Raw genomic sequence first — 11,681 nt, 5'->3', positions numbered from 1 at the left:
AATGGGATGCCCTCGGGGTTACCTTGTAAAACAGAATGATAAAAAAGGAGATTTTATATCCATGATCCAATACAGAACCCTATCTGAACACGAACTCTGCCGCGGTTTATTCCGCGATTTTATCCGGCACCAGGTTGTCACAAAATGCTGGAGAAAGGAACACAATGAATGGCTGATCAAGGACGCGCCCTTTATTGACAACTGGACGGAAAGCGATTACGATTTTCTGGTTTCCTGCCTGAAGCACACCCTATCCGCCGGCGGATTTGTATATGCGGCTTTCTGCGGCAATGCCCTGAAAGGCTTTGTTTCCGTGGAATCCGGCCTGTTCGGCGGCGCGCAAAAATATCTGGATCTGACAAGTCTCCATGTCTCGGAAGATATGCGCGGCTCCGGCATCGGGACGGCCCTTTTCTGTGCGGCAAAGGACTGGGCAAAGAAAAACGGGGCGGAAAAGTTGTATATCTCCGCCCATTCCGCCGTGGAAACCCAGGTATTTTATAAAAAAATGGGATGTGTTGACGCTGAAAGCTATCAGCAGAAACACGTTGAAGCAGAGCCTTTTGACCGGCAGTTGGAATGCAGGCTGTAGAACGCAGTTCCCGATCGGTCTTATTCAAATTCGATTTTATTTCCGCTGCCGCCGGAAAAGGAGGAACCCCATATGGCATCCATTTTGATCGCAGAGGACGAAAAACACATGCAGGACATTATCGCAGAATACATGCAAAAAGGCGGCCACACCTGCCAGACCGCGGACGACGGGGTGGACGCCCTGATGCTTCTGAAAAACACGCCCTTCGACCTGCTGATCCTGGATGTCATGATGCCCCATCTGGACGGTTTTTCGGTATGCAGGCTGGCCCGCGAGATGGGCAATATTCCTGTGATCCTGCTGACCGCCAAAAGCAGCGAGGAGGATAAGCTGAAAGGCTACGAATACGGCGCGGATGATTATATGACCAAGCCTTTCAGCCCCAGGGTTCTGCTGGCAAAGGTCAACGCCCTGCTGCGCCGCACCGCCTCCTCCCCTGTGGACACTTTATGCGCCGGCAAGATCACGCTCATACCGGCTTCTCGCAAAGTATACGCAGACGGGAAGGAGGTCGCGCTCACCCATATGGAATACGAGCTGCTCCATTTTCTCATGGCAAATCCCGGGCAGGTATTCAGCCGGGATCAGCTTCTGAACCGAATCTGGGGCTATGACTTTGAGGGAACCACCCGCACGGTCGATACCCACATCAAAAATCTCCGTCAAAAGCTGGGCGGCGAAGGAAAACATATCGTTACCCTGATACGCTCCGGCTACAAATTCGAGGTGTCCGCATGAATCTGAAAGAACTGTTTTCCCTCCGCACGGTCCGCAAAAAAATCCTCATTACCTCCAAGCTGGCCGGCGCCGTACTGATCCTGTCCTATCTGTTTTCCACACATGTATCCGATGATCCGGATGTATCCCTTCTGGTCTGGTTTGCATTTATGGTGCCGCTGATTCTGGCGGTTGATTTCCTGATGAAATGGTTTATCTCCGAGCCCCTCTCCCGTCTGAACGCCGCGGCAAAAAAACTGGCGGAACTGGATTTTTCAGAGCCATGCACCATTTCCTCGAACGACGAATTTGGAGAGCTCTCCGACAGTCTCGGCCAGATGTCCGATAACCTGCAGCAGGCCCTGTCCCGCCTGGAAACCGCAAATATACGGCTGGAAGATACCAACTCTCAGCTCGAGCATGCCAATAACCGGCTTGCAGCGGATGTAACCGAAAAGCAGCGGCTTCTGACAGAACGGAAAGAACTGACCGACAGCCTTTCCCATGAAATGAAAACCCCTGTCGGAGTCATCCGCGCATATGCGGAGGGAATCCAGGACGAAGCCGACGAGGAAAAACGGCAAAAATACGCCGGGATCATTATTGAGGAAACTGAGCGCATGACCGGACTCATCACCACCCTGCTGGATCTCTCAGCGCTGGAGACAGGCGCCACCACACTGCACATGGACGTATTTGATTTTGTGGAATTTACGGAGACTGCGGCAGGCCGCCTGTTGTCGGACATCCCGGATGCCCGTTTCCAATTGGAATACGAACTGCCTGAAGAAAGGATCTATGTGAAAACAGACCGGAAACGGATGGAGCAGGTTCTGGACAACCTGATCCTGAACGCCCGAAAAAATGTATGTCCCGGCGGCAGACTGAAGCTGTCCCTGACACGACAGGGGGATACCCTGCGTTTTTCCGTCTACAACCAGGGCGCACCCATCCCAGAAGAAATCCAGCCCAAAATCTGGACAAAATTTTACCGGAGCCAGGATATCGGATATCGCGGCTCCGGCCTGGGCCTGTCCATCGTTGCCCAGGTCCTTTCCATGCAGGACCTAGATTATGGTGTAAAAAATACTCCGGACGGCGTTGTGTTTTATTTTTCCATACCCGTTACATGATGCACTTTAAATCTCCCGGAAAAAAGCACCCCTGCCACCAGCAGCACCGGAAAGATCACTGCCGCCAGGATTCCTTTTTTCAAATCATCAGAGGCCATGCTCGATACATATCCCACCAGTGTCGGGCCTCCGGAGCAGCCCAGATCCCCCGCCAGCGCAAACAGGGCAAACATGGCTGTCCCGCCGTTTTTGATGAGCGCGGCCCCCTTACTAAAGCTGCCCGGCCACATGATCCCCACGGACAGGCCGCAGACTGCGCAGCCCACAAGGGAAAATACCGGGGATGGAGAAAGGGAAATGCACAGATAAGAGAGCACGCAGAGAATCCCGCTTCCGACCATAAAATGATCCAGGTCGATCCGGTCTCCCAGTTTTCCATAGAAGGCTCTTGCGCTGCCCATCAGTACGGCAAAGGACATGGGGCCCGCAAGGTCTCCCAGCGTCTTGCTCACTCCCAGCCCTCTCTCTGCAAATGTAGACGCCCACTGGCTCACGGCCTGCTCGCTTGCTCCCGCGCACGTCATCATCACCATCATCACCCAGAATACTTTATTACGGAAAAGCTCCGCCATCGTCATTCCGTTTTCGCCCTCTGCCACAAGCGGCGCCATAGGCGCTTTTGCGAAAACACATGCGTTGGCAACGGGAATGAGCACCCAGATCACCGTCAAAAGCTTCCAGTTTTCAATCCCGAACACCCGGAAAAACAAGGTCGAAAGCAGCACCACTCCCACATGCCCCCAGCAATAGAACGAGTGGAGCAGGCTCATGGCCTTTTCCTTATTGTCCGTCGGGCAGCTTTCCATAATGGGGCTGACCAGCACCTCCAGCAGCCCGCCCCCAACCGCATAGACCATCACAGAAATCAAAAGCCCCGCATAAGCGCTGGGCAGAATTTCCGGCAGCACGGCAAGCCCCAGCAGACCGGCCGCCGCAAAAATATGCGCAAGCATGATCGAGGCCCTGTATCCGATCCTGTCCACAAATCCCGCCGACAAAAGATCAATCAAAAGCTGGATTCCAAAGTTGAAGGTGATCAGCATGGTAATCCTTCTGAGCGGAATCCCATATGTACTCTCAAAGGTCAGGAACAGAAGCGGAACGAAATTATTGATAATCGCCTGTACGACGTATCCCACAAAACACGCATAGATCGTTTTCTGATATTTGACATTCATAGCCAGTACTCCTTAAAATGTATTTTACGCGTTGTAATTTATCACCAATTTTTGTAAAAAATTGATGACCTGCTTGCGCATCAGCGCAATTCATTATAGTTTGTCACCAATTTTTGTAAAAAATTGATGACCTGCTTGCGCATCAGCGCAATTCATTATAACACCATCCTGACCATATGCAACAGCATTTTTTCACGAGAGTTAAGTATGTAAAGGATAGTTTCTATCATCAATGGCAGACAGAGAATAGCATTTATATTGATAAGTCGGGAGGATGGACATAAAAGTTGGTATTCAGGCACACCTGGTCAAGGTGTGACCTGTCCCCCTCCATGGTCACTTTGGAGAGCCAGGTCACATACGCTTGAAAAAAAGCATTTTCTTTAGTATAATGGGATCGTGGCAGAGGTGAGAATCTGGCGAAATGTCCGCCAGATATTCATAAAGAAAGGCGGTAGATACCGTTGAAGGCAGATACAATTACAAAGGATTATGTAAAAGATGCAGACGTCTTTGCTGACATCTTCAATTATTATATTTACGGCGGTCGGCAGGTGATCCTGCCGGAGCTGCTTACGGAGCGTGATTCCACTAAAATTGCACTGCCATATGGTGCGGATGGTGCTGCGGTTCCCGTTCAGAAATTCCGTGATGTACAGAAGCTGTATGCCGCAATGACGGATGGAAAGATGGAGTATGTCCTTTATGGCACAGAGAACCAGGCGGAAATCCATTATGCTATGGCTGTAAAGAACAATCTCTATGATGCACTGGAGTATGCAGGGCAGGTGGAAGAAGCAGCAAAATCACACCGGAAGGAAATGAAACGGAAAAAGGAGCAGGCGGAAACATCTGCTGATGAAGATAGGAAAGCTCCAAACACAGGTGAATTTTTAAGCGGCTTTTGGGCAGAGGACAGACTGATACCCTCCATCACGGTGACCATATTTTTCAGCTCAGAAGAGTGGGATGGGCCATTAAGCCTGTTTGACATGATGGATGTGTCAGACCCGGATGTGCTTGCCTGCATGGACAATTACCAAGTGCGACTGATTGCCCCGGCACATATGCCGGATGAGGAGATCATGAAGTTTCAGTCCAGTTTGCGGGAGGTTATGCTGTTCATCAAATATTCGAAGGACAAGGAAAACCTGATCAAGGTACTGGCGGCTAATGAAGCACGTTTTCGGGAAGTGGAGCGTAGGGCGGCGGATGTGATTGAGGCAATCACAAATTCGGGAATAAAATATGATGAAGGCGAAGAGGTGGTTAATGTGTGCCAGGCGATTCAGGAAATGAGGAAAGAATCTGAGCTGAAAAAAGCTCAGGAAGTGGCTGAAAACTTGTATAAAATGGGACTTGATATTGAAAAGATAGCACAGGCGGTTGATTATGCTGCGGAAACGGTAAGGGGATGGCTTGGACTTTCTGATGATGCTCAGTAAATTGGGTGATATCGGATGCAAAGGGAAAGCGTATTATTTCCATAAATGGAAATAGTGCGCTTACTTTTTTTGAAAAATATGAAAAAGAATTATGCTTACTTTTATTATAAAGAACTGGTAGAGACACATATTTTCACTTCCGCATTACACCGTCTTCACACGGATTTTCTTCCTCGCCCCGACCATCTTATTTTATCTGCCCCTCCCGGCCCGCGGAATCCTCCGTGCACTAGCCTTTCTTCTTCCGTCCAGCGCCACATTCTACGGGCTTATGAAACTGTTTAACGGAAGCAGCGGCATTTTTTTGTGCAATCTGCTGATTTTTCCATGTTTTTATTGTCTATATTGCCGCATTTACAATAATTTATTATTATGTTACAATTTTATAAAGGTAATACCTATTACATATTATCTTTTTCATACGTATGACAGACACCGAACGATTATTTGACACATCCTGCCGTATATGCCGACGGGCATCCATAAGGCAGGGAAAAACACAGGCCGCCGCGCAGAGACGAAGCCGCGGCACAAAAAAGAAAGGACCCGATCATGTACAAAGAACACGAATATTATCTGAAACGCTGCATCGAAATTTCAAAAAAATCCCGTGAAGGGGGCAATACTCCTTTCGGCGCAATCCTGGTAGACGCGGAGGGCAATATCCTTCTGGAACAGGAAAACGTTGAGATCTCCACAAAAAAATGCACCGGCCACGCGGAAACGCAGTTGGTGGAACGGGCTTCTGTCCTGTATGAAAAAGATTTCTTATGGAACTGCACGCTGTACTCCACCGCAGAGCCCTGCGCTATGTGCTCCGGAGCCATTTACTGGGGCAATATCGGCCGGGTCGTTTATGCCATGACGGAGCGGGAGCTGCTCTCCCTGACCGGTTCCGACGAGCAGAATCCCACCTTTGACCTCCCCTGCAGAGAAGTGTTTGCAAAAGGCCAGAAGGATATTCAAGTGGTAGGGCCGTTTCCGGAGATCGCGCCCCTGGCCGCTGAAGTCCACAAAGGCTACTGGAATAAGTAAGCACTCCGTCCCGCAGAGCTTTCCCCGGAGTGTTCTGTTTACGCAGGAATCCATGCATGAATAAGGAGATACATATGGAAAAGAATCATACACAAGAACATGATACAGAATTTTCGCTCAGCGCCGTACCGGAAAGCGAGCGGAAAAGTTATTTCAGCCTGACCATCGTCTGGACCGGTTTTGTATTTGTCATCACCAGCATGATGGCAGGGGGCGGACTCTCCGCCGGACTGGATTTTAAAATGATCCTCGTTGCGGTGCTGCTGGGTAATGTCTTCTTAAGCGTTATCGCAATCCTGGTCAGCATCATAGCCAGCAAAACCGGATTGACATTTGCCCTGATGACACGCTACAGCTTCGGAGAAAAAGGCTCCCGCATCGCGTCCATGTTCGTGCCCATCGTCAATATCGGCTGGTATACCATTCAGGCCGCTACCTACGGACATTTTATCGCCCAGGCATTCGGCTTCGGAGACATTGCGGAGCTGATCTGCATGGCAGTCAGCGCGGTGGTTATGGGAATTTTCGCCATGAAGGGAATCCGTGCCATCAGTATTCTGGGATACATTGCCATCCCCGCGATCATTTTCCTGTCGCTGGCTACCTCCATCCGGGCCGTAGGCATGATCGGGCTGGACGGGCTGTGGAACTATACCCCGGAGGGGCACATCACATTGTCCAGCGGAATCACCGTCGTGATCGGCACCTGGATTTTGTCCACATCCACCTGCATCGCGGACATCATGCGCTACGCAAAGTCCACAAAGGAAGCCATTGCCGCAACCCTGACCGGACTTCTGGGGGGCAACATTTTCATGATCCTCTGCGGAACCATCACCTCCGTTGCGGTGGGTGACAGCGACCTGACCAATGTTCTGCTGTCCATGGGCCTCCTGGTTCCCTGCCTGATCCTGATGACGACAAACATTTTCACCACAAACGCGTCGAACCTGTACTCGACCTCCCTGAATCTGTCCAATGCATTTCACATGGACCGTCAGAAAATCATTGTGGTGCTGCTTGCCATCTCCGCCCTTGCAACACTGTGCAGGCCCTACCAGGTCGATTTTCTGTTTTCCTTCCTGGATCTGCTGGGCACCATCGTACCCCCGCTTCCGGGTATCATCCTGGCGGATTACTTCATCATCCACAAAGGGGAGTACAAGGATCTGGGCAGTGTAAAATTTGCACAGTTTAACGCGGTTTCATGGCTGACATGGGGCATCGCCCTTGCCGGCGTATACCTGATCCCGTTCGGACTGCCCGCGCTTAAAGGTCTGATCATCGGCGGCGCGCTCTATCCGATCCTGATGAACGTAACGAAAAAACAAGTCGCTGAGTAGGAAAACGCCGACTGCGTCACTCGAATGATTGGAGGAAGGATTATTATGGGAAAATATAAACTGGCAGCTCTGGTGGGAATCATCATCATGGGGATCGGCTCCTTTATGGCCTGTCTCTGCTCCGTGCCGGCGCTGATCATGACAGGAAATATATTGCTGATCGTCAGCCTGTTTGTCATGACATACGCATTTTCTTCATGGCAGCCATAAACCACAGCTTGATCGGCCGGATGCATTAAGATATTTATAATCAAAAAAGCAAGGAAAACCTTCTTTTGTGTGTTAAAATGAATTGCGCTGAAAAAACACAGAAAGGAAGGTTTTTCCCATGTCTGGCAAAGCTTAGCCTTCAATCTTCTTTTTAAACATAATATAGTAGCAGTTCAGTTCAAAATCACTGCTGTCTCTTTTATTTTCGGGCAGGCATTTCAATAATCTTTTTTTAACTGCCGAATCCTGGAGTTCATTACGCAGTTCCTTATGAATCCCATTTACATCAAGAAATGCTTTCACTTCCCTGACCGCCGCGTCCAGCTTTCTCTTTTCTACCAGAAAGTCCATATCATAACGTGACTGTGCCTCCCATTCCCCCAGCATTTCCGAATGGTCGTCCACCCATTCCGTAACAGTAAGATTTGCCCCATTGTCTGAAATCATTTTTACCAGCTTAGATACCTTATGCGTATTCGGAACGGTCACCCCTACGCATTCTAAAGCTCCTTTTAATGTCTTCTCGACAGCCTGCTGCAGATGATATGCGGCATTATTCAGGATCATCTCATCATTGTATGGATTTTTCCAGATCATCACCGCCGTATCGTAATCTGCTTTTGCGCTTCGGAACAGCCTGATATCACACATTGTTTTTCACCTCTCCAATAACAGCAGGCCCGTTTCCTTTATCCTCTGATATAGCTTATTATCAGGCCGCAGGTTCGTAATAATATCCAATTCACAATCTATATCCGGAAGGGAATCCAGCTTTTTTTCCGGATCATATTTTTCAATATAAAGATCTATATCGCTGGTACTGCTGCATCGGAACTCCAGAGAGCTTCCGAACAATATCGCTCTTCGGATATTCTGATCCCCAAAAATTCCACGGAGCAGTTTTTCTACCCTGCCCTGCATCAACGGATGCACATGATTTGCATTTTCAAACGAAATTCCTTCCATGACAGGAAAATCCCACATGTTTGCTACTGCCATATGATCAGCCCCTTTCATATCTATATGATATAGTAAAAAATGGATTGCGTCAACATACCATTGTCTACTGGCTGGATGCCCGCCCCATCACTGAATTGGCCGGATGACGTGCAGCAAGTGCACGGCACCGTGTGAACAGTAATCAAACGGGTGCGCATTTCATTGCGGTTCAGTTACTGTATATTGACAGATTCACGCCAATCACTTATTCTAAAGACAGTAAATACACTTCCGCGAATCCAACCGCAAAAAATACCATTTGTGCGGTCTCTGTTCATACATTCGCAAAATTGGGGTGTGTATCGTAATCGAAAAGGAGACTTTGATATGTCCAGCCACAAGTTAAACGCGTTTTCTCTGTCCGACCAGGCAAGATTTGAGATTCAGAAGTATATCGGCACCATGGATCTGCAGAAAGACAACAAACTCCCGAGAGAGGAACGGCTCGCAGAGATCATCGGCGTCAGCCGCATTACGATCCGGCAGGCTCTGAATGACCTGGCGGCGGAGGGGCTCATTTTCCGCAGACAAGGGCGGGGAACCTTTGTCAATGTGGATTCCCTGAACATTAAGGTTCATTTCAACCCCTGCATGGAATTTTCACAAATGATCAAAAACAGCGGTTACGAGCCGTCGGTAAAGCTTGGGGATATCAAAAAAATCCCCCGTGACGAGGCGGTCTGCAGCCTTCTTCATATGGGAAAGGATGAGGAGCTTGTGGTCTCCGAGAAAATATTTCTGGCGGACGGGCAGTTCTGCGCATTCTGCCGGGACTATTTCAGCGCCGCCCAAGTGGGGGACGAGGCATCCTTCCAGGAATTTAGCAGGTATGAAGATTCCGTTTTCAAATACATTTACCATCAGTCCGGGAAAAAATGCGAATGGGATAAGGTCGAGATCGACACGATCATGTCCTCCGAGATCGAAGGGCTGCCCGGATACGAAGAGACCCGGGAACTGCCGGACATGCCGCTTCTGTACTTAAAGGGTGTCAACTACGACACCAGCGACAGCCCCATCATGTACGCCAATGAGTATATCAATACTTCGATTATTAAGTATAATATCATCCGTGCGAAAAATATGACTTATTGAGCGGCCCCGGCTCTTACCGCTTTTTATATTCCCTTATAATTTCCTCAATCCGGGTATAATCGCGCTCGAATAATTCCTGGCTGACCTGTTCCCGTAAAATATCCCCCGGGACGCTAAGAAGGATTTTTTCCATCACAAACTGCTTGCTCCTCTGCCGGTACTTCGGCAGCCGGTTCAGTTCCTGGATATGCGCCAGTTCCGGCCGCCACAGAAGGCTCAGTTTTTTCTTCTGGCTTACCCCGGGGTTCTCCTTCGGTTTTCTCAATATGTAAAAATCTGCTTCCCCATCGACCTGCTCCACGGTGATGATACCCCACCACTCCGGAACATGCTCCTCAATGTGCATGGCGTGGCTGGAGCCCGCCACCACATAGTTGTAATCAAAGTACTGGTTATAGTCTTTCACCTGCCGCTGCAGGCGCGCATAGGTATCCGCGTCGCTTTTGATCTCAATCCCCACAACAGAAGAAGGCAGGACCATGACGATATCCGCCCGCGACCTCCCCATCTGCTTCTCTTCCAAAATCCTGATCTTTCCGTAATACGCTTCCAGAAAATCAAAAAGCGGCTCACGGATATCTTTATCGTACAGCATATCCGACCTCTCTGCACAGCACAAAGCTGATGTCTTACCGGGAGAAGTTCCACCTGTACGTTTGGATGCACCAAGGAGCACCCAGCCTGTTCGTACAGTTGAAAAAAATTTCAGCTATGCGGTTGGATACGCTAAAAAGTATCCACCCCATTCATAAAGTGTCCGGCTCTGCGACAGGAATCTTCCTGCATTTTCTGGAAATAATACCATGAATCCAGGCATTTTTCAATATGGACAAAAAAATCAAATAAAAATCTATTTAAAAATCTATTTCACAGCAGGTATAAAATCTGTGCTTTTTCCCGTCTCAGCAGTCTGCCTAGCAGTCGGATCTTGAAACAAGAAACCCCGCTGGTGTGTCCTGATTGATGCTTTGCAGCAGCTTTATCTGCTGTATTTTGTACAGCATCCGTCCTGCGCTGCGGAGGGTTCTGCGTCCTGCGGTGCCGAGAGTCTGTATATTCCGCCCCGCACTGCGCAGTCAAAATTTACAATTGTTCCTCAAAAACACCCAGAAAACCGTGCGTTTTTCCTATTTTGTCGCAGAGCCGGACACTCTGCGACACATGAAAGTTGACATTTTTTATCTATGATTTTGAAGGAGGACATGAAAACCATGCAAAACAGCAATGCAAACGATACCAGCCAAAGCAAATCCCGTCAGAGTATCTCCTCCCATCCGGTCTCCGGCGAAGCAGGAGAATTTCATTCGAGCCAAGCTGCCCCCGCTTCTTCCGCGCTCAGCCTGGAAGATGCAGAAGAAATTCTAAGGAGAGTCTACCAGTCCGCAGGCATCGCTCCTCCCGAGAACTGTTCGGAAATCCTCTGCCGCGGCAGCAAACATACACGCACATAGCCGCACCGGAATACGGTCTCAAAAAGCAACGTTCTAAGGATGTGCCGCCGGGAAATTCATTTCCGCAATAATCTCATATATTCATTAGTAAAAATCTTTTATGCAAACCTTTCTCTTGACTTTAATATTATTTATGTTATACTTAATTTTATTAAATACAATATGAAAGGAGAATTGAATTGGAGATTGACAAGATACCACCGTGGATATTCGCTTTAGAACAGGAGGATGCTGCTTTTCTCAAAAATTTTGTATTGAAATCTGGTTCTTTGAAAGAGATAGCAAAACTATATGGAGTTTCATACCCTACTGTCCGATTGCGGTTAGATAAGCTCATTCAAAAAATTGAATTGAATGACCAAAAAGAAGATGAACCGTTCCCAACTTTTATTAAAGGTTTAGCGGTTGACTCTCGAATAGATTTAGAAACCGCAAAAATCATTATTGAGAAATATAAGCAAGAAAAGGAGAACTAATTTT

At 48.6% G+C, this 11,681-nt stretch carries 14 protein-coding genes; 10 read left to right on the top strand and 4 right to left on the bottom strand.

Translation table 11 applies throughout. The annotated features are described in order from the left end of the window. The first annotated feature begins 61 nt into the window (after window positions 1–61). The 3 genes from EBB54_RS24950 to EBB54_RS24940 all read left to right on the top strand — a co-directional run bounded on the left by EBB54_RS24950 (window position 62) and on the right by EBB54_RS24940 (window position 2,445). Window positions 62–592, top strand: coding sequence for a GNAT family N-acetyltransferase (locus EBB54_RS24950; protein ID WP_125129431.1), 531 nt, complete (start codon window positions 62–64; stop codon window positions 590–592). Window positions 593–664: 72 nt separating this feature from the next. Next, complete coding sequence (locus EBB54_RS24945) at window positions 665–1,333, top strand: response regulator transcription factor (RefSeq protein ID WP_125129430.1); 669 nt, start codon at window positions 665–667, stop codon at window positions 1,331–1,333. Beyond that, window positions 1,330–2,445: a sensor histidine kinase gene (locus EBB54_RS24940; RefSeq protein WP_125129429.1), complete on the top strand. Its 1,116-nt coding sequence runs from the start codon at window positions 1,330–1,332 to the stop codon at window positions 2,443–2,445. The genes EBB54_RS24945 and EBB54_RS24940 overlap by 4 nt, the downstream gene beginning before the upstream one ends. On the opposite strand, the gene EBB54_RS24935 is transcribed toward EBB54_RS24940, so the two are convergent. After that, window positions 2,421–3,623 carry an MFS transporter gene (locus EBB54_RS24935; protein ID WP_125129428.1) on the bottom strand — a complete coding sequence of 401 codons (1,203 nt, stop codon included), beginning with the start codon at window positions 3,621–3,623 and terminating at the stop codon, window positions 2,421–2,423. The genes EBB54_RS24940 and EBB54_RS24935 overlap by 25 nt on opposite strands. Window positions 3,624–4,087: 464 nt before the next feature. Between EBB54_RS24935 and EBB54_RS24930 the strand changes: the two genes are divergently transcribed. The 4 genes from EBB54_RS24930 to EBB54_RS30615 all read left to right on the top strand — a co-directional run bounded on the left by EBB54_RS24930 (window position 4,088) and on the right by EBB54_RS30615 (window position 7,656). After that, complete coding sequence (locus EBB54_RS24930) at window positions 4,088–5,068, top strand: transposase (protein WP_243127804.1); 981 nt, start codon at window positions 4,088–4,090, stop codon at window positions 5,066–5,068. Window positions 5,069–5,620: 552 nt separating this feature from the next. After that, entirely contained in the window at window positions 5,621–6,103 is a 483-nt protein-coding gene (locus tag EBB54_RS24920) for a nucleoside deaminase (protein WP_004081621.1), read from the top strand. A gap of 74 nt (window positions 6,104–6,177) precedes the next feature. After that, complete coding sequence (locus tag EBB54_RS24915) at window positions 6,178–7,446, top strand: cytosine permease (protein ID WP_125129426.1); 1,269 nt, start codon at window positions 6,178–6,180, stop codon at window positions 7,444–7,446. Window positions 7,447–7,491: 45 nt separating this feature from the next. Next, window positions 7,492–7,656, top strand: a complete 165-nt coding sequence (locus EBB54_RS30615; protein ID WP_004081617.1) for a hypothetical protein — start codon at window positions 7,492–7,494, stop codon at window positions 7,654–7,656. Between the two features lie 132 nt (window positions 7,657–7,788). On the opposite strand, the gene EBB54_RS24910 is transcribed toward EBB54_RS30615, so the two are convergent. Both EBB54_RS24910 and EBB54_RS24905 read right to left on the bottom strand, forming a co-directional pair. Then, complete coding sequence (locus EBB54_RS24910) at window positions 7,789–8,307, bottom strand: HEPN domain-containing protein (protein WP_125129425.1); 519 nt, start codon at window positions 8,305–8,307, stop codon at window positions 7,789–7,791. A 6-nt stretch (window positions 8,308–8,313) separates the two neighbouring features. After that, entirely contained in the window at window positions 8,314–8,655 is a 342-nt protein-coding gene (locus EBB54_RS24905) for a nucleotidyltransferase domain-containing protein (RefSeq protein WP_125129424.1), read from the bottom strand. 327 nt (window positions 8,656–8,982) lie between these two features. On the opposite strand from EBB54_RS24905, the gene EBB54_RS24900 reads away from it, so the two are divergent. Continuing rightward, window positions 8,983–9,750: a GntR family transcriptional regulator gene (locus EBB54_RS24900; RefSeq protein ID WP_125129423.1), complete on the top strand. Its 768-nt coding sequence runs from the start codon at window positions 8,983–8,985 to the stop codon at window positions 9,748–9,750. 13 nt (window positions 9,751–9,763) lie between these two features. Here the strand turns inward: EBB54_RS24900 and EBB54_RS24895 are convergent, their stop codons facing one another. Continuing rightward, window positions 9,764–10,345, bottom strand: coding sequence for a sce7726 family protein (locus tag EBB54_RS24895; RefSeq protein WP_004081608.1), 582 nt, complete (start codon window positions 10,343–10,345; stop codon window positions 9,764–9,766). A gap of 589 nt (window positions 10,346–10,934) precedes the next feature. On the opposite strand from EBB54_RS24895, the gene EBB54_RS24890 reads away from it, so the two are divergent. Both EBB54_RS24890 and EBB54_RS24885 read left to right on the top strand, forming a co-directional pair. Further along, complete coding sequence (locus EBB54_RS24890; RefSeq protein WP_148099404.1) at window positions 10,935–11,201, top strand: hypothetical protein; 267 nt, start codon at window positions 10,935–10,937, stop codon at window positions 11,199–11,201. A 179-nt stretch (window positions 11,202–11,380) separates the two neighbouring features. Next, window positions 11,381–11,677, top strand: a complete 297-nt coding sequence (locus EBB54_RS24885) for a DUF2089 family protein (RefSeq protein WP_125129421.1) — start codon at window positions 11,381–11,383, stop codon at window positions 11,675–11,677. Window positions 11,678–11,681: the final 4 nt, after the last annotated feature.

The organism is Schaedlerella arabinosiphila (assembly GCF_003885045.1).
Taxonomy (GTDB): domain Bacteria; phylum Bacillota; class Clostridia; order Lachnospirales; family Lachnospiraceae; genus Schaedlerella; species Schaedlerella arabinosiphila.
This window is presented reverse-complemented; position numbering and strand designations above follow the sequence as displayed.